This window comes from Marivita sp. (assembly GCF_965656765.1).
In the GTDB taxonomy this organism is placed as follows: Bacteria; Pseudomonadota; Alphaproteobacteria; order Rhodobacterales; family Rhodobacteraceae; genus Marivita.
In genome coordinates, this window is record NZ_CBFHLV010000033.1 from 14,304 (window position 1) to 33,224 (window position 18,921).

Consider the following 18,921-nt stretch of genomic DNA (forward strand, 5'->3'; position numbering starts at 1 on the left):
GCGCCAGCGGGCTCCATGATTTATTAAGGGTTTTAGAGAATCTTCGTACGAAGATTCTTGGCCCAGCCCATAAAATTCTGGAGGCGTGGTCAGAAGATGAAGACATAATAATATGCATCATTCCGCTGCCATTTTCTGAGGTGTCACCGGCACCACCTGTGCGTCACGAATTTCAAGCGTCGCTTTGATCTTTCCCTTGCGCCCGTCTTCGTAAGTCACCTCGGTCTCGGTATAAATCGACTCAGACCCATCGTAGAGCGCGTTCACCAAATCCTCGAACTTCTCGCCGATGATCTTGCGACGCACTTTGCGGGTACGGGTCAGTTCACCGTCATCCGCATCCAGTTCCTTGTGCAACACCAAAAACCGATGCACCTGACATCCAGACAGCATCGGGTCTTGCGCCACGCTCTGGTTGACCTCTTCGATATGGGCCTGGATCGTGTCCAGAACCTGCTTATGACCGGCCAATTCCTGATAGGACGCATAGGCGATGTTATTGCGCTCGGCCCAGTTGCCCACGGCGGCAAGGTCAATGTTGATAAAGGCGCAACAACGGTCGCGCCCCGCGCCGAACACCACAGTTTCCAGAATGTTGGGATAGAACTTGAGTTTGTTCTCAACGTATTTTGGCGCGAACATCGCACCGTCCGCCATCGCACCCACATCTTTGGCGCGGTCGATAATCCGCAGATGACCAGTCGCCTCTTCGATAAAGCCAGCATCGCCAGTGGCCACCCAACCCTCGGCATCCTTGGTATCGGCTGTCGAATCGGCGTTCTTGTAGTATTCGACGAACACCCCCGGCGAGCGATAAAACACCTCGCCATTTTCCGCGATCCGGATCTCCACTCCTGGCGAAGGCACGCCAACAGTGTCAGACCGCACTTCGCCATCCGGTTGCTGTGTGATGAAAACAGACGCTTCGGTCTGGCCGTAAAGCTGCTTCAGGTTAATCCCCAAAGAGCGATAGAAATCAAAGATTTCTGGGCCAATCGCCTCACCGGCGGTATAGCCCACACGCACATTCGAAAAGCCTAGCGCGTTCTTGAGCGGGCCATAGACCATCAATTCGCCCAACTTGTATTTCAGCCGGTCAAACGTACTGACCTCGTGCCCATCCAAGATCGCCGGCCCGACATTTCGGGCGTGCGCCATGAAATAATTAAATGTCTTCTTCTTGAACGCGCCGCTGTCTTCCATGCGGATCATGATCTGGGTGAGCTGTGTTTCGAACACACGCGGTGGGGCGAAATAGTAGGACGGCGCAATCTCGCGCAGATCTGTCATCATCGTTTCCGGGCTTTCCGGACAGTTCACACAGAACCCAGACCAATAGGCCTGTCCGATCGAAAAGATGAAATCTCCAACCCATGCCATTGGAAGATAAGCCAATACCTCGTCATCGACCTTGAGATGATCAAACTCGGACGAAGATTTTGCTGTTTCGATGATATTGCGGTTCGACAGGACCACGCCTTTGGGCTTGCCCGTCGTTCCGGAGGTGTAGAGCATCACACACGTACTGTCATAGTCGAGCTTTGCGGTCCGCGCCTGTGATTCCTTGATGTATTCGTCGTACGCGGCGCGACCTTGGTTCTGCACATGGCTGAACTCATGTAGCCGCGCGTGATCATATTTCCGCAGGCCACGTGGATCGAGGTAAATCATGTGCTCGAACTGGTGCAGACGGTCCTGAATTTCGATGACCTTGTCGACCTGCTCCTGATCACTCACGATGGCAAATCGCGCGCCGCAATGATCCAGCACATACTCCATCTCTTCAGCGACTGCGTCCTGATACAGCGGCACCGGGATCGCACCTACCGATTGTGCAGCAACCATTGACCAATACAAGTACGGTCGGTTGCGCCCAATGATGGCAATAAAATCACCTTCGTTCACACCAAGGTTCAAAAGACCAAGCGCCAGCGCCTCGATTTCTTTGGACGCCTCAGCCCAGGTCCAGCTTTGCCAAATGCCATATTCCTTTTCGCGGTATGCAGGCGAATTGCCATACTGCGAAGCGTTACGCGCCAACAGCGCCGGAACCGAGCGCAGACCCTCTGCGCCCATGGTCATATGTGCCAATGCTTTTCCTCCCATTGCCCGGGCTTTTCCCGAACGGTCCGCTTTTCGCGACTCTGTCTCAAGATTGGACAGAAGGAAGGTTGAGGGTCAACTTTTTCCTGAAGTTTTCTCAATCCTTTCGAATTGTAACAGGATGCGTCATGGCCTTTGCGCCGCGTCGATCCGGTGCTAGCCAGACACGACGACCCATTTCTGGACCATGTTTCATGCAAACCGACGCACTCATACAGGCCGGGTTGAACCTGATAGGACAGGCCCTGTCGATTTATGACAGCGATCTCAAACTTGCCGCGTGCAATGCGCGCTTTGCTGAAATGTTCGCCCTGCCGCGCACTCTGACCCAACCAGGTGCGGATTTTGAGACCACCATTCGGCACCTTGCCGAATGTGGCGAATACGGTGAGATCGACGACATTGAGACATTTATTAAAATCCGAGTCGAACAGGCCAGCGCGTTCCAGCCGCATTATATGGAGCGCACGCGCGCCAATGGCCGCACGATCAGCGTCGAAGGTGCGCCGTTGCCGCAAGGTGGATGGGTGACGGTCTATACTGATATCACTGCAGTCAAATCACAGGAACAGCTTCTGCGCACCCGTTCTGAACTGCTGTCGGAAGAGGTGCTTGCCCGCTCTGAAGAACTGGCAGCCGCAAACCGCAAACTGGGGGCCACCGTGTCTGCCCTTGAGGAAGCGCAGCGCGAACTGACCGAAATGGAGGCGCGTACCCGTCTAACGACCGAAATGATGCCCGCTCATATCGCCCATGTGGACAGCGCTGGGCGGTACACCTTTTCGAACCGTCGCTTGTCGAACGTGATGCCAGGGCGTCCGTCAAAAATCGTTGGGCTGCATATTTCCGAGGCGCTGGGCGACGATGCCTATGCCCGCGTGCTACCTCATTTGCAAATGGCGCTGGCGGGAGAACCGTCTACCTTTGAATTCACCGACGTGCACAGCTCCCGCCGCATCCGCGTGGCCTTTACCCCCGACGAAACCGAAAACGGCGTTTATATCCTGTCTATGGACGTGACCGAGGAAACGCAGGCACGTGCCGCGCTGCAACAAACCCGACGCCGCGAGATGGCCGCGCAACTGACTTCTGGCCTCGCACATGATTTTTCCAATTTGCTGACGATTATCCTTGGCATGCAGTCGAAACTGGCCCGGATCAATCTTCCATCAGATGCCGATCCGCTCATCACCGCAACGCTACAAGCCGCGCGTCGGGGTGGTGACCTGCTCAACCGGATCGCCGACATCACAGCCCACCGCGCATGGCGGCCTGAGCCACTTGACGTGGCCAGTTTCCTGGCCGACCTGCACACGCTCGCAGCACCGTCGTTGCCCGACAGCATCAGCCTGAAGGTTAAGACGTCCATTACGAAACTCGCCTTGCTCGACTCCGGTCAACTTCAAGACAGCCTCCTGAACCTGATCCTGAACGCGCGCGATGCCTGCGGCAATCAAGGCATCATTCGGCTCACCGCAACCGATATACGCGACACATGGATCGATTTTACTGTTGAAGACACCGGCGCGGGGTTTTCCAACGATGCCCTGAAACACGCGCTGGATCCGTTCTATACCACCAAGGGTGACGGGGGATCCGGGCTTGGTCTGTCGATGGTTTATGACATGGCAAAACTGGCGGGCGGTCAGCTGCAGGTCGGCAACACAGACTACGGCGCGCGCGTAACATTACGTCTGCCGCTACGACATCCCACCAAACATCTGGGAACCGAGTTGGTCCTGCTTGTCGAAGATAGCCCTGATCTGCGCGCAAACATCCGCGAAATGTTGACCAGCCTTGGGCATAGCGTGATCGAGGCGACGTCCGTCGATGAAGCACTGGCACTGGCCCATGGTGTGCCGGACATTGCATTTGTCCTGTCCGATATATCTCTTGAAGGCTCGGCTTTGGGCACTGAACTGGTCACAGCCTTGGTCAAGAAACCCGTCTATTTGATGACATCGCTTCCCACTTCCGATCCTCGCCGCCAAGAGGCGGCTGCAAAGACGTCCGTTCTGCCCAAACCCTTCACCAAATCCGATCTGGCCGCGTTTCTGGGTCATGAGGATACCCTGACATGACCAAATCGCTGATCACCATCCTCGACGACGAACCTGCAATCCGCACAATGTTGTCCGAAGCTCTCGAAGACGCGGGCTACGACACTCAGTGCTTTGCCCGCGCAGCCGAATTCGAAACGGCCCTGCGCCGGACAACACCGGATGTTTGCCTTGTCGATCTTGGTCTGCCGGATCGTGACGGGCTCAGTCTTGTGCATCGTTTGGCGCTGGAGCAAGGAGCGACAGTCATCATCATCTCGGGCCGTGCGCAAGTACAGGACAAGATCACAGGGCTGGAACTGGGCGCCGATGACTACATCATCAAACCGTTCGATCCTGCCGAGGTGGTTGCCCGCGTTCGTGCGCGTTTGCGCACACGGGCGGCCCCTACACCAACCGGCCAGACCGCACGTTTCAATGGCTGGACTGCACATTTCGACCGCTATTCGCTACAAGATGACACCGGCACCGAAACGCCATTTTCTCATGCTGAAGGTGAAGTGCTGCGTCTATTCCTTGAAAGCCCTAACCGTCTGATCACACGGGACTACATGCAGGACACACTGGGCGGTGCGGCGGGTGACAGCTTTGATCGCGCGATGGATGTGCGAATCTCGCGGCTGCGCACAAAGCTGCGCGAAGATCCGAAAAACCCCCGCCTGATCAAAACAATTTATGGTGCGGGATATATCTTTCTGGGCGAAGTGACGTGGAGCTGACGCCAAGACGGTTGTGGCCCGATGACCCTGCTTTGGCAGACGTGTTGACCCTGATCCAAAAGGAATTCTCTGGCATGGACGGGCGCATCGCCCCGCCTTCTTCAATGCATCGGCTCAGCCTCGAACGCGTCACTGAACAGGCGGCAACAGGTGAAATATGGTCGATCGGAACCCCGCCGCAGGCGTGCGTGTTTCTGACCGCAAAACCAACCTGCCTTTATCTTGGTAAACTCGCCGTCACAACAAATGCCCGAAATCAGGGCTTGGCGCGTCGCCTGATAAAATTGGCCGAAACCCGCGCCAAGGCACTTGGCCATACCGAAATTCAATTACAAACACGCATCGAGTTGACGGAAAACCACGCGGCCTTCAAAGCCCTGGGGTTCAACGAGGTCGCACGCACATGCCATTCCGGCTATGACCGACCAACGTCGATCACCTTTCGCAAGCCGGTCTAGGTCAAATCCCAAAGGTCGCGCGCACCACTGGCAATGTGGCCGCCGCGACGATGCCAACCAATGCCGCCACACCAAAGCGCAACCAGATCCGTTCAAGCCGTGGCGCCAGAAGACCCAAGCAACCGCACACCAGCGCATAAAAACCCATCGCCGTAACATCCATGCCGCGTTCCTCACTCTCTGCCGACCCAGGCTAGCACAGAGTACCGGTTGGTCCCATCATCCAAAACCTACCCTCGCCCAAAATGAACAAGACACATGATCGCGCGGTGCCGCCGATGGCGCTCTGATTGGCACTCCGTTTGCAAGGCAGAAATCAGATTGAGGTGTCATCTCCTTGGGAAAGCGTTTGATCAATGACATTTAAAATTGACGCACACACCAACCAAGGCACTACGACAAGGCTTGAGACAGATCAGGAAAGCCCGTTCAACATAGACGAGCTCTTTTTCTCGCGGACCGACGAACGTGGTGTCATTCAGGCGTTCAACGATGTGTTCGCGCGCATCGCGGAATATCCGGACGACGCTTTACGCGGTGCACCTCACAAGCTGATCCGTCATCCCGACATGCCGAAAGCGGTGTTCTGGTTGATCTGGGACACGCTGAAATCGGGAAAGCCAATATCAGGCTACGTCAAGAACCGAGCAAAATCGGGGAAATTCTATTGGGTCTATGCGCTTATACTGCCAGTGTCCGGGGGTTACCTGTCTGTCCGGATGAAACCCACCAGCCCAACACTCGGCACGGTTCAGACGCTTTACAAAACGATCCTGCAACAAGAGCGCGACAGCAAGCTGTCGCCTGAACAAAGCGCCGAATTTCTGTTGCTAGAACTTCGCGCGCTGGGTTTCGACGATTACGCAGGTTTTCAGGCACATGCCATTGTCGCAGAGTTTCAGGCCCGCGAACGCCACCTGAAGCGCGCTCCCTTTCCCGCCCTGACAAACGCACTTCAGGTGGCCGAGACGCAGCGTATGATCTGCGACAGGATCGACTCGATCCTGACCGAACTTGCGCAAGGGGCGATCTACACGCTGAATATGAAGCTGCAGGCCACCAAGCTTGGCCGCGATCGCGCCGCCATTGACGCAATTGCCAACAATTATGACCTGATCCTCGCCGACATCAAAAACGGAATCACACGCCTGCAGACACTCATGTCGGATGCCGCAGAGACCAACTTTCGGAAATCCAAGGAAAGTCAAATCCTGCTTTGTGCCGCCAGCATCATGTCCGAAGTCGTCAACAGCTTTGCAGAGACTGACGACCAGATAACTTCCGCCGAAAAAGACAGGGAGTCCGGCTATCTTGGTGGCTTGAAGCAAGCTTATGTCACCCAATCCACAGACGCCGTTTCCGCGATGGTGAAAGAATGCCGTCAGATCCTAGGACGCATGGGTACGTTGCGCCAAATGCTGCTCGCGCTGTCTGCTGTCCGGGTCTCGCTTCGTGTCGAAACATACCGGTTGGGGGCAAAGGCCAAAGGGCTCGAAAGTCTCATTGCGGACATCGATCAAAGCCAATTCAAGATTCAGCAAGACCTTGAAGACGTGTTCCAAACAGCCTCACAGTTGCAAAATGCAGTAAAAGACGCCTGACTGAGTCCCCTCAGTTCAAAGCGTCTACCGCTTCGGCAAGCACACGTAGCCCGGTCACAAGATCGGCCTCGGCCGTGTCTTCGCCGAACGCATGGCTGATTCCGCCAATCGATGGTACGAACAGCATCCCCACCGGCATCATCTCGGACACGTTTGTCGCATCATGCAGCGCACCAGAGGGCATTGTCCGCCAGCGTCCCGGCACATCCGCCTCTGCAGCCTGTTCCAGCGCATCACGCAGACGGGCATCCATATCAACCGGTTCCAGCCCAAGCATCGGCCCGAAAGTCAGGTTGAACCCACCAGACTGCGCCACGTCTTCGGCTGTGTCGCGGATGATCTGCTCCATCCGACCAAGACGGTCTGAGTCGCCATCCCGCCATTGCATCGAAAACGTCACACGACCGGGCACAATCGACGATGCATTTGGATGCAGGGTAACGTGACCAATCGTCCACACCGTGCGCGGTGTGACGACATTGGCGAACCTCTCGGCAATCAACATATTGAACCGGGACAAAGCCTGAAACGCATCGCGCCGTCCTTGCATCGGGGTGGTACCGGCGTGGTTCTGTTCGCCTTCCAGAGTGATCTTCATGTCGCGGATACCGACAATCGCATCAACCACGCCAATGGCATCACCTTCGCGATCCAAGACGGGCCCCTGTTCAATATGCATCTCAAGGAATCCGGTGAACTGGCTTGGATCGACAAAGCTGTCGGATCGGTCTGGCATAAGGGCCCGGGCGTCCGCAAACCGCACGCCATCACGGTCGGTCAGCCCATCCGCTTTGTCCAACGTCAGGTTTCCGGACCAGATCGCAGATCCGGTCGTCACGCCGAACCGGCCCTCCTCGTCTTGAAACGACACAACCGAAACCGGCGGGCCCCCTGCCTCTACTGAAGCGCGCGCCACTTCCAACGCAGCAATCACGCCCAGCGCACCGTCCAACCAGCCGCCTTCGGGCTGGCTGTCGGAATGCGACCCCATCAGCAGTGATTGACCTTCGGAAAGCCCAAAGACTGACCCCACCGGATCGATTTGGACAGACAAACCCGCCTCGCGCATCCGTTCGGCCAACCATGCACGCGCTGCGATATCGGGCTCAGAAAAGGCGGGACGCACCACGCCCTTTCCCACACCGGCTGCACCGAATTTTCGCAGCGCGTGCAGGTCTGCCAGAAAGCGGTCAGGCTGGATCGGGAGCATAGGTTCGGTCCTTCTTCTTTTTTCAAATATGCATACGCAACATGGGCCAATCGGACACCATCATCTTGCGCATCGCCTCAGCAAACGCGTCTCGGCCAAAGGGCGCAAGCCCGGCGCCGAGAAAAAAAAGACGCGCCCGGATGGGGCGCGCCAATTAAAAACGTATCATTCGTCAAAGGGTTGAAGTGCCTCAAGCTGCACAGCAGTCATCTTACTAACGTAGTAAGAACCGTCCCAAACAAGCGTTTCCAATGGAACGCTGACGTCAGAATCTCCAAAGTCAAAGAACCCTCCGATCTCAAGTAAGAAACCGGCAGATTTACCTTTGGCGTCGATCAAGATTTCTTCGACCTCACCAACTTTTTCTCCCTCAGCGGTACGCACATCCATACCCTCCACAGATTGGAGATAGGTGTCATCGCGGGTCTCCACCGGCCCTGCCGCGCCATCTTCCGCATCTTGTGCAAGTATTGGCCCTGCGTAGAGCAGAGCAGCGCATGTGATCCATCGTGTCATAGTCAGTCTCCCGAATTGTTCATTCGGAAAACCAGCGAACCCGCCGATCAGTTCCTGGCCCTACTCTGCCGCGACAGATTTGTTGTCAGCAGCTTCAACCCGCACCGCTGAAAATTTGAACTCGGGGATCTTTCCAAACGGGTCCAGCGCCGAGTTGGTCAGGATATTCGCTGCAGCCTCGACATAGGCGAAAGGCAGAAAGACCATGTCAGGTGCCACAGCGCGATCCGCCCGTGCCATGACGACCACTGATCCGCGTTTGGTGGTGAGGCGCACATGGCCTCCCGGTGCGACACCAAGCTGGCGCAACGTGCCAGGATGCAACGAACAGTTCGCCTCCGGCTCCACCGCGTCCAATACCGCCGACCGCCGCGTCATCGACCCTGTGTGCCAGTGTTCTAGCTGTCGCCCCGTGGTCAAGATCATCGGATAGTCTGCATCCGGCACATCATCGGGCGCTATCACCGATGCGGGCGTAAACCGCGCACGGCCCTGCGGACGCGGGAATCCGTCTCCGAAAACAATAGGCTGGCCGGGATCTTCGGGGGACAGCGACGGATAGGTTACCGCGTTCTCGCGCGCCAACCGATCCCACGTGATGTTCTCAAGCGACCGCATGTTCAGCTTCATCTCGGCGAACACATCGGCGGGGCTTTCATAACTCCAATCCATCCCACAGCGGCGCGCCAATTCTGTGGTGATCGCCCAGTCCTCACGCGCCTCGCCGGGGGGTGTCACCGCAGGGCGGCCCATCTGCACCTGACGGTTGGTGTTGGTCACCGTGCCGGACTTTTCGGCAAAAGCACTGGCGGGCAGGATCACATCGGCAAAGTTGGCTGTTTCAGTCAGGAAGATATCCTGCACCACAAGGGTATCGAGCTTGGCCAGCGCATCGCGGGCGTGTTCCACATCTGGGTCCGACATCGCCGGATTTTCACCCAGAATATACATTGCCTTGATGTGCCCATCATGCACCGCATCCATGATCTCGGTCACAGTCAGGCCCTTCTCGTTCGAGAAATCGTCTGATTGCCACACATCGGTAAAGGCTGAACGCACTCCGTCATCCATCACCGACTGGTAGTCCGGCAGAAACATCGGGATGAGCCCAGCGTCGGACGCACCTTGCACGTTGTTCTGTCCGCGCAACGGGTGCAAGCCGGCACCGGGGCGGCCCACATGGCCGGTCATCAACGCAAGCGAAATCAGGCAGCGCGAATTGTCCGTGCCGTGAATGTGTTGGGAAATTCCCATTCCCCAAAAGATCATTCCTGCCTTGGCCGTCGCAAAATCGCGGGCCACGGCGCGTAAGGTGTCTGCGTCAATGCCGCAGATATCGGCCATCTTCTCGGGCGTGAAATCCGCCAGATGCGCCTTCTCGGCCTCCCAATTCTCGGTGTAGGCCTCGATGTATTGGCGGTCATATAGCTCTTCCTCGACGATCACATGCATGATCGCGTTGAGCATGGACACATCCGCTCCGGGACGGAATTGCAGCATATGCGTCGCGTGCCGCTTTAGCGCTTGCCCACGCGGATCCATCACGATCAGCTTGCCACCGCGTTTGGTGAACTGCTTGAAATACGTTGCGGCCACCGGATGGTTCTCGATGGGGTTCGCCCCAATGACGATGGCCACATCCGCATTTTCAATCTCGTTGAACGTCGCGGTCACAGCTCCAGAGCCGACGTTTTCCAACAATGCAGCAACCGAGGACGCATGGCACAGGCGGGTGCAGTGATCGACATTGTTGTGGCCAAAGCCCTGACGGATGAACTTCTGGAAGAGATATGCTTCTTCATTGGTGCACTTGGCCGATCCAAAGCCAGCAACCTCTCGGCCACGGCCTTTCAGGCTATTGGCGGCAAGGTCCAACGCCTCGTCCCACGTCGCCTCTCGGAACACCTCTTGCCAGTTGTTCGGATCAACGTTCAGGCCTTTCGCCGGCCCATCGTCACGCCGGATCAGCGGTTTGGTCAGACGGTGCTTGTGGTGGATATAATCGAACCCAAAGCGCCCCTTGACGCACAACCGTCCTTCGTTTGCCGGGCCATTGATACCCTCGACATAGACAACCTTGTTGTCCTTGACCTTAAGCGAGACCTGACAGCCGACACCGCAGAACGGGCAAACGCTTTCGACCTCATTGTCGAAATCCTTGCTGTCGCCCTGTTGCTGGTCGTCCAGAACAGTTGCAGGCATCAGCGCCCCAGTCGGGCAGGCCTGCACACATTCACCGCACGCGACGCAGGTGCTCTCGCCCATGGGATCGTCAAAGTCGAACACCGGATAAGCATCGTGCCCGCGCCCTGCCATGCCGATCACGTCATTCACCTGAACATCCCGGCAAGCGCGCACGCAAAGACCGCACTGGATGCAGGCATCAAGGTTGACGCGCATCGCAACGTGGCTGTCATCAAGCAAGGGGATACGCTCGGCCTCCAGCGTTGGCAGGCGGCTTTCCGTCACGCCATTCGCCTCGGCTATGTCCCAAAGATGCGAAGACTTGTCATGCGCCGCGTCGCGCTCTGGCTGATCCGCCAGCAGCATTTCCACGACCATCTTGCGGGCGGACTGCGCGCGCCCCGAGTCGGTCGTGACGACCATGCCCGGCATCGGTTCACGGATACAGGACGCCACCAATGTGCGCTCGCCCTCGACCTCCACCATACAGGCGCGGCAATTGCCATCGGGGCGATAGCCCGGCGCGGGTTTGTGACACAGATGCGGGATCACCAGACCGCGACCGTTGGCGACCTCCCAAATGGTCTCACCCGGCCGGGCCTCGACCTCAGTGCCGTCCAGAGTAAAGCGGATCGTGTCAGTCATCGCGGTCTCCCTTATCGCAGGTACTCTAACCGCAATTCGGGTCTGCCGTGGATCAACAATCCCGACACCTTGGCGCAGATTTGCGGCTGACCGGTTTCCGATGCGAACAATTCTCTCCCGAAACGCGAGACACGGTTTCGAAAACTGCTTCTAAAGCGCCGCCGCGCGTTCAAAGGCGGGCCGTGATTTCAATCGACGCACATAGTCAACAAGCACATCCGGGGCATCGGGAAACTTGGCATTACGCGCCCAGCCCAAGCAATGTGCCAAAAGAAAGTCTGGCACTGTAGGATCGTCACCCATCAGACATTCGGACGTCAATTCGCCGCCAATCCGATCAAGATTGCGCGCCAGTTCTGCTTTCAGGCTGTCTTTCACATCGGGCACCCGTTCGTCCTCGGGAAGCACAAAACTGTGCTTGGCGGCTGTCCACAAAATCGCATCAACCTCGTCCAAAACCCGAAACGTCCAAGCATCCTGTTTGGCCCGCTCTACTGTGCCCGCCGGGTACGTAAACACGCCATGTTTGTCCGCAAGGTAGGTCAGGATGGCCATCGAATCGCCAATCACGTGATCCCCATCCACCAAAACGGGAACCTTGCCCAAAGGGCTGTGCGCGCGCACTTCATCTGATCTGGGCGCCGCAGGAATATGCTCGTATGGCACGCCCAATTCTTCCAGCATCCACAACGGACGAAACGCCCGCGTCGCCCGATTGCCCACCAATTTGTACATGCCTGTCCTCCCAAAGACCGGGCAAAAGCCCGGCAAATCTTATCTGCGGCCCAGCATCGCAAGCCGGATAAAAGCGCGTTCCACGATGGCAAGCGCAGGCCCGTGTTGCCCAGCCGACCGCAGTGAAAGATCGGTTTCCAGAAGCATGTGCACCGCCTGTTCCAGCTTGTACATTCCCCAGCCTGACGCCTGCCGCGACATCCGATCCCGGCGCGGGCCAAAGACCGGAGGGCGCAAACGCCCCATGCCTTGCCCGACACCACCAGGGTCTGATGCAGCCGTATGCAAAGCGCGGAAATGCCGTGTTGCCATGATCAGTAGCGTCACAGCTGCTGTGCCTTGCGCTTCCAACCGTGCCATAACTGGCCCGATTTCACCGGTGCGTCCTTCGGCGACAATGTTGAGCACATCGTCCAAGTCCGCCTCGGTCGATCCCGGTGCACAAAGTGTCACCTCGTCAGGCAGAAGAGGCGATTCATCGCCTAGCTTGAATAATGCGATCTTCTCAAGCGTCTGGCGGAAATCCCCGGGATCAAGTTCTTTCGAAAGCGCCGTTAGCATCTCCATCGCAGAACCATCTGGCCGCGCCAATCCGGCCCGCGTCAGTTCGGCCTCAATCTCTGCGCGCGAAGGCGGATCGTTGTAAAGCGCCGCCGCATATGCGTTAGAGTGTTCCTCGAACAGCTTGCGCAGCGCCGATTTCGCAGGCAACTGACCGCCGGTGACGACGATCTGTGCATCGCCGGGCTGCCAATCTTCGACCGCTGCTGTGATGTGCTTGGCGACGGTATCATTTGCGTCCTCGACAAACGCCACGCGCGGACCGGGGAAAAACCCGACCGCTTTGATCGCATCGCCCAAGAGCGCGGGCTCTTTGCGCAACTCTGCTGCAGGGATACGCGTCAGGCGCATCTCGCTTTCACCCTCTGGCCCGATCAGCGCAGAGATTAACTCTTGGCGTTTCAACGCGACACGCATCGCGTCTTCGCCATATATCAAGATGCCCGTCTTGTCCGGGTCAGGTCGGGCGAAATAGCCTGACGCTTCGCGTGATGGCAGCTTCATGCAGGCAGACCGTCGGCCGTCAAAACAAGGCGATCCACAATCTGATCCGCAAGAATCACCATGAGCCGCGCGGTCGCATCGCGCTCGGCGGCCAGCGTTGCGACCGTTGATCCCGTTGCGGAAAAGCCTGTAAAATCTGTCACACGCCCCTGTCGCACGACGGTGTCACTTTCCCGGTCTCGAAGCGCATAGTCGACGCGGCCGGTAAGCTGAAAACGGTTCGTCGTACCTTCGACCGATGTGGCAAGCCCCTGCCGCCGGATCGTCGGCGTCACGTTCAAGACGTACCGCCCATTGTCATTCCGACCAAAGCGATCTTCCAACCGCTGCGAGATCAGAAAACCGTCCCGCCGCTCGGGCGCCGTGACGCGTAAATTGTCCTGCAACGCAGAGGCACCGCTTTGGGGGCCATAGGCGGGCGTGAACCCACAGGCAGATCCCGCGAAAAGCGCCGCAAGCGCGATGAGTGTCTGGCGTCTATGCAACCACATTCACGATCCGACCCGGCACAACGATCACCTTCTTGGGGCTTGCGCCATCCAGCGCACGTTTCACACCATCGGTCGCCAGCGCGAGCTTTTCAACCTCGGCTTTGTCCATGTCCTTCGGCACAGTGATCTCGTCGCGGCGTTTACCATTCACCTGAATGGGCAGCGTTACGCTGTCCTCGACCAACATTGCTTCGTCAGCCACAGGCCACGGTGCGTTGGCGACCAGGCCCTCGCCGCCCAAAAGTGCCCAGACCTCTTCCGCCAAATGCGGCGTCATGGGCGACATCAACTGCGCAAGGGTTTTGGCCGCCTGACGTTTGGCATCAGAGCCCGCCTTGGATTTCGACAGCGCGTTGGTAAATGCATAAAGCCTTGCAATGGCAGCGTTAAAACCAAAGCTTTCGACACCCAAAGTGACATCATGGATGGCCTTGTGCATTTCCCGCAGAAGCGCGTCGTCGTCAGCATTTGATGCAGTATTCGCGTCGGCAACCTCTGCCGCGATCCGGTACACCCGACCCAGATGCTTCGACGCTGCCTCGGCGCCGGAGGCAGTCCATTCCACATCCCGTTCGGGAGGTGAATCGGACAGAACGAACCAGCGTGCCGTGTCGGCGCCGTATTGCTGAATGATCGCAACCGGATCAACGACGTTGTTCTTGGATTTCGACATTTTGGCCGAAGGGATGATCTCGACCTCACTCCCATCTTTGAGGAAGCCCTTGCCATCGCGCAATTCCACGTCTTCGGGATAGTGATAGACCGGACGCCCGTCGCTGCCTTTGGTCTGGTAAATCGCGTGCGTTACCATCCCTTGCGTGAACAGCGCATCGAACGGCTCTTTCGCGCTTTTCGGCAGATGCCCGGTGATGTGCATCGCGCGGGCAAAGAAGCGCGAATACAGCAGGTGCAGGATCGCGTGTTCGATGCCGCCGATATACTGGTCCACATTCATCCAGTAATCCGCCTCGGTCATATCCGTCGGCGTGTCCGCACGCGGCGCGGTGAAGCGGGCAAAGTACCATGACGAATCGACAAACGTGTCCATTGTGTCGGTCTCGCGCTTGGCGGGCTGACCACAGGACGGGCACGGGCAATTGCGCCATGACGGGTGCCGGTCCAGCGGGTTGCCGGGAATCGAGAAATCAATCGTCGTGCCGTCTTCATCGTAGGGCAGCGCAATCGGCAGGTTCTCTTTCTTCTCGGGCACCACCCCGCAGGCGTCGCAATGCACGACTGGGATCGGACAACCCCAATAGCGCTGGCGGCTGAGCCCCCAATCGCGCAGGCGGAACTTGGTCACGCCATGGCCAACGCCGTTCTTTTCGCAAAAGTCGACGGCGGCCTCTATGGCTTCATTTCCGGTCTGAGCCTCCTCACCCGCGAAACCGCGCACATAACGCACAGTCTCTGGCTTGGGCGGCACATAAGCCGGACCACCATCTTCGGGCAGAATGAACGCATCTTCGCCCATGGCGGGCACAAACGTGCTTTGCACGGACAGCTCGTACTTGCGTGCGAAATCAAGGTCGCGCTGGTCGTGCGCCGGGCAGCCAAAGATCGCGCCGGTGCCGTAATCCATCAGGATGAAGTTTGCGACATAAACCGGCAATTCCCACGCGGTATCAAACGGATGGCGCACGCGCAGACCGGTATCAAAACCCTTCTTCTCAGCCTTTTCCAACGCCTCTTCCGTGGTCCCGCCCTTGCGGCACTCGGCGTTGAACGCAGCCAGTTCGGCGTTGTCCTTTTCCAGATGTTTGGCCAGCGGATGATCCGGCGAAATACCGACAAAAGACGCGCCCATGAGCGTATCGGGCCGGGTCGTATACACCTCGATCCGGTCATGCCCATCCGGCGCGTCAATGGTCGAGAACGCAAACTGCAACCCGCGCGATTTGCCGATCCAGTTCGCCTGCATCAGCTTCACCTTGGCGGGCCAGTCGTCCAGCCCGTCAAGCGCGTCCAGCAGCTCTTCAGACATATCGCTGATCTTGAAGAACCACTGTGTCAGCTCGCGCCGTTCGACTTCGGCGCCCGATCGCCAGCCCTTGCCGTCGATCACCTGTTCGTTGGCCAGAACGGTCATATCGACCGGGTCCCAGTTCACCACCGCGTTCTTGCGATAAACCAACCCGGTCTCAAGAAAGTCGAGGAACAGTGCCTGCTGCTGACCATAATATTCGGGATCGCAGGTCGCGAACATTCGGCTCCAGTCCAGACCAAATCCCAACGGTTTCATCTGACTGACCATCGTGTCGATGTTGGAATAGGTCCAATCCTTCGGATGCCCGCCCGACGCCATTGCTGCGTTTTCCGCAGGCATGCCAAAGGCGTCAAAACCCATTGGGTGCAACACGTTATGCCCAGTGGACAACTTGTACCGCGCGATCACATCGCCCATCGTGTAGTTGCGCACATGGCCGATATGGATGCGCCCCGAAGGATACGGGAACATTTCCAACACGTAGTATTTCGGCTTGTCGTCCGACCGCACGGCGCGGAACGTTTCACTTTCTTCCCAGACGGCCTGCCATTTGGGTTCGATGACAGAGGGCTCGTAACGCGACATGGATGTGTCCTTTGGGTGTGCATCTTTTGTTGGGCAGCGTGATAGGCTGATGCCACAGGATCGTCCAGTCCTGCCCCCGCCTGCGCCATTGTGATGCCGGAATTTTGCGGTCATACCCAGAGTAATCACAGTTAAAACGTTCGGGCAGATGAAAATACTCTTGATCCACCAGAACTTCCCCGCCCAGTTCAAGCATTTGGGTCCGGCCCTTGCGGAACGTGGCGATCAGGTGGTCGTTTTGACCCCAAAGGTCAAAGAAGCGACCAAATGGAAAGGCATCACGATCCTGCCATATGTTGTTAAGGGATCAACGACCCAAGGCATTCATCCTTGGCTCGCCGATTTCGAGACCAAGGTTTTGCGTGGGACAAGCTGCTTTGACGCGGCACTCGCGTTAAAGGAGCGGCGCTTTGAGCCTGACGTGATCCTGGCACATCACGGATGGGGCGAGAGCCTTTTTCTCAAAGATGTCTGGCCCAATGCGCGGCTTGGCCTTTATTGCGAATTGTACCACCGCTCGGGTGAACACGAGACAGGCTTCGACCCCGAGTTTCCCAGCCCCACCCCGGATCGTGACCCATTGCGGCTTCGGTTAAAGAATATCAACAATCGTCTGCATGAAGAGGTCATGGATGCCGGGATCAGCCCGACGCATTTTCAGGCAAGCACCTACCCAGATGCTTACCAATCGCGCATCACCACTTGTCACGACGGTGTCGACACCGATGCGGTCATTGCCAATCCAGAGGCCGCGCTGACCTTGCCGAACGTCAAGACCGTCACCTGCAAGGACGAAGTGATCACTTTCATCAATCGCAATCTTGAACCCTATCGCGGCTACCATCGCTTCATGCGCGCTCTGCCCGAATTACTGCGCCGCCGTCCCAATGCAGACGTGGTGATGTTGGGCGGGGATGAGACAAGCTATGGCGCCAAGCCGCCAGCAGGCAAAACCTGGAAACAGATCTTCATCGACGAGGTGCGGTCGCAAATCCCCGACGAAGACTGGGCGCGCGTACATTTCATGGGTCGAGTGCCCTATCCTACGTTTATGTCCATGATTCAGGTCAGCACTGTGCATGTCTATCTGACCTATCCCTTTGTATTGTCTTGGTCCCTAATCGAAGCGATGAGCGCCAAATGCGCAATTGTCGCCTCTGACACTGCACCGGTGCGCGAGGCAATCATTGGTGGACAGACCGGGGTGTTGGTCGATTTCTTTGATCAGCAAAATCTGGTCGACGAAACCTGCGCCCTTCTCGATTCCCCTGAGCGGCGTGATTTCCTTGGATCAAACGCGCGGCGATTCGCGCGGGAACGGTATGATCTCAAAAGGGTTTGTCTGCCGCGGCAATTGAAATGGGTGGATGATCTGGCCGCTGTCCATCCTGTACGTCACCCCAGGGATTAGAGCATGACCCAAACCCGGATCATCGAGACCATTGCAACCAGCTTGCGCGAGGTTCCCGAAATCCGGGCTTTGTTCCTGAGTGGGAGCCACGGCACTGGCTTTGATGACGCCTACAGTGACATTGATTTTATTCTGGTCACCGAAGACGGAGCAACGGACCAGATTGCAGCGCATTGGCGGCAAGCCATCAAAGAAACCGGTGAGATCGTTCTGTGGTGGGATCGCACAACGCGGCCCATGCTGATCAACGCAATCACTTCAGATTGGACCCGTACAGACGTTGTCATCCTCAAGCCAGACCAACTTGGTTTCCACACGCGGGATCAGCTCAAACCGCTCTTTGACCATGACAGGCTATATGAAACCCTAACAGCAAGCCGTGCGCCGCAACCTCCAAATCCAAAGCACCTACAGTATCAGATCGAAGAATTCATCCGCATTCTGGGGCTCCTTCCGTTGGCTGTAGGCCGCGAGGAGTATCTGAACGGCGTCCTCGGAATTTTTCATTTACGCAATGCGTTGGTGGATTTGATGATTCAGGAAACGGCAGCCCCACATCGCGGCGGGTTGCTTCATCTGAACCGCCTGATCACCCCCGAACAGAAAGCTGAGCTTGAGGCTCTTCCGCCACCGATTCCGGAAAAACAGGCGATGATTGATGGACATGTGGCCTATGCCAAGGCGTACCTTCCACGTGCCCGCAAAATCGCCAAGGCCTGTAACGTTGACTGGCCCGCGCGCTTTGAAGATGTCACTTGGGACAATCTGGAAAAAACGTTGAGGATCACACGCCCCCAACTAACACGTTAAATCAGAAACGACTGTCCTGCTGCCGCAACTGGCGGGCGCGTGTCAGGATTGCATCTTCGACTGCACGAACCGTCGCCCCGCTGGCAGGGCCCGAACGCGTCATCAAAGCAACGTTCAGGGACCGCGCATCAAGGGCCGGATCATTTACGAGAATCGTCGCACGATAGGCCCGACCGCCACCCGGCGGTGTGCCGAAGCCCGTTGTGATCACACCAGTGAACGGATCAACCGACTGGACTGGCAAGAAATCGAGCGTCTCAAGCGCGGCATTCCAGATGTATTTGTTAACCGCACCAACCTGACCCGCATCGTTGCGGTTGCGGAAGAAGTCGAACAAAGAA

16 protein-coding genes are annotated in these 18,921 nt (G+C 57.3%); 6 read left to right on the plus strand and 10 right to left on the minus strand.

The window, feature by feature from the left end:
• Positions 1-117: 117 nt before the first annotated feature.
• On the minus strand, positions 118-2,082 hold the full coding sequence (locus tag ACTG4M_RS10465) for an AMP-binding protein (protein ID WP_439123615.1): 1,965 nt from the start codon (positions 2,080-2,082) through the stop codon (positions 118-120).
• A gap of 215 nt (positions 2,083-2,297) precedes the next feature.
• Here ACTG4M_RS10465 and ACTG4M_RS10470 point away from each other — a divergent pair, with 215 nt between their 5' ends.
• The 3 genes from ACTG4M_RS10470 to ACTG4M_RS10480 are packed head-to-tail and all read left to right on the plus strand — an operon-like array spanning position 2,298 to position 5,340.
• Complete coding sequence (locus ACTG4M_RS10470) at positions 2,298-4,184, plus strand: PAS-domain containing protein (protein ID WP_439123600.1); 1,887 nt, start codon at positions 2,298-2,300, stop codon at positions 4,182-4,184.
• Positions 4,181-4,882, plus strand: coding sequence for a response regulator transcription factor (locus ACTG4M_RS10475; protein ID WP_439123601.1), 702 nt, complete (start codon positions 4,181-4,183; stop codon positions 4,880-4,882). The genes ACTG4M_RS10470 and ACTG4M_RS10475 overlap by 4 nt, the downstream gene beginning before the upstream one ends.
• A complete protein-coding gene (locus tag ACTG4M_RS10480; protein ID WP_439123602.1) occupies positions 4,873-5,340 on the plus strand; it encodes a GNAT family N-acetyltransferase in 468 nt (155 codons plus the stop codon). Before ACTG4M_RS10475 ends, ACTG4M_RS10480 begins: the two co-directional genes overlap by 10 nt.
• 1 nt (position 5,341) lies before the next feature.
• Here ACTG4M_RS10480 and ACTG4M_RS10485 read toward each other — a convergent pair whose 3' ends face one another.
• Positions 5,342-5,503, minus strand: a complete 162-nt coding sequence (locus ACTG4M_RS10485) for a hypothetical protein (RefSeq protein WP_439123603.1) — start codon at positions 5,501-5,503, stop codon at positions 5,342-5,344.
• Between the two features lie 193 nt (positions 5,504-5,696).
• On the opposite strand from ACTG4M_RS10485, the gene ACTG4M_RS10490 reads away from it, so the two are divergent.
• Positions 5,697-6,941: a PAS domain-containing protein gene (locus ACTG4M_RS10490; protein WP_439123604.1), complete on the plus strand. Its 1,245-nt coding sequence runs from the start codon at positions 5,697-5,699 to the stop codon at positions 6,939-6,941.
• 10 nt (positions 6,942-6,951) lie between these two features.
• Here ACTG4M_RS10490 and ACTG4M_RS10495 read toward each other — a convergent pair whose 3' ends face one another.
• From ACTG4M_RS10495 to leuS, 7 genes are all read right to left on the minus strand, one after another.
• The gene (locus ACTG4M_RS10495; protein ID WP_439123605.1) at positions 6,952-8,151 is read right to left on the minus strand and encodes a Zn-dependent hydrolase; all 1,200 of its coding nucleotides are present in this window, start codon (positions 8,149-8,151) and stop codon (positions 6,952-6,954) included.
• 165 nt (positions 8,152-8,316) lie between these two features.
• Complete coding sequence (locus ACTG4M_RS10500) at positions 8,317-8,667, minus strand: PRC-barrel domain-containing protein (RefSeq protein ID WP_439123606.1); 351 nt, start codon at positions 8,665-8,667, stop codon at positions 8,317-8,319.
• 60 nt (positions 8,668-8,727) lie between these two features.
• A complete protein-coding gene (gene fdhF, locus ACTG4M_RS10505) occupies positions 8,728-11,496 on the minus strand; it encodes a formate dehydrogenase subunit alpha (protein WP_439123607.1) in 2,769 nt (922 codons plus the stop codon).
• A 150-nt stretch (positions 11,497-11,646) separates the two neighbouring features.
• The gene (locus tag ACTG4M_RS10510) at positions 11,647-12,231 is read right to left on the minus strand and encodes a glutathione S-transferase family protein (protein WP_439123608.1); all 585 of its coding nucleotides are present in this window, start codon (positions 12,229-12,231) and stop codon (positions 11,647-11,649) included.
• Positions 12,232-12,270: 39 nt separating this feature from the next.
• Positions 12,271-13,296 (minus strand): DNA polymerase III subunit delta, encoded by a 1,026-nt coding sequence (gene holA, locus ACTG4M_RS10515; RefSeq protein WP_439123609.1) that lies wholly within the window; start codon positions 13,294-13,296, stop codon positions 12,271-12,273.
• Complete coding sequence (gene lptE / locus ACTG4M_RS10520) at positions 13,293-13,787, minus strand: LPS assembly lipoprotein LptE (protein WP_439123610.1); 495 nt, start codon at positions 13,785-13,787, stop codon at positions 13,293-13,295. Before lptE ends, holA begins: the two co-directional genes overlap by 4 nt.
• Positions 13,774-16,359, minus strand: coding sequence for a leucine--tRNA ligase (gene leuS / locus ACTG4M_RS10525; RefSeq protein ID WP_439123611.1), 2,586 nt, complete (start codon positions 16,357-16,359; stop codon positions 13,774-13,776). The genes lptE and leuS overlap by 14 nt, the downstream gene beginning before the upstream one ends.
• 148 nt (positions 16,360-16,507) lie before the next feature.
• Between leuS and ACTG4M_RS10530 the strand changes: the two genes are divergently transcribed.
• Both ACTG4M_RS10530 and ACTG4M_RS10535 read left to right on the plus strand, forming a co-directional pair.
• Positions 16,508-17,770: a glycosyltransferase gene (locus ACTG4M_RS10530; protein ID WP_439123612.1), complete on the plus strand. Its 1,263-nt coding sequence runs from the start codon at positions 16,508-16,510 to the stop codon at positions 17,768-17,770.
• A gap of 3 nt (positions 17,771-17,773) precedes the next feature.
• A complete protein-coding gene (locus ACTG4M_RS10535) occupies positions 17,774-18,580 on the plus strand; it encodes a nucleotidyltransferase domain-containing protein (RefSeq protein WP_439123613.1) in 807 nt (268 codons plus the stop codon).
• 1 nt (position 18,581) lies between these two features.
• Here ACTG4M_RS10535 and ACTG4M_RS10540 read toward each other — a convergent pair.
• On the minus strand, positions 18,582-18,921 hold a 340-nt coding region (locus ACTG4M_RS10540), incomplete at its 5' end, for a DUF3576 domain-containing protein (RefSeq protein ID WP_439123614.1).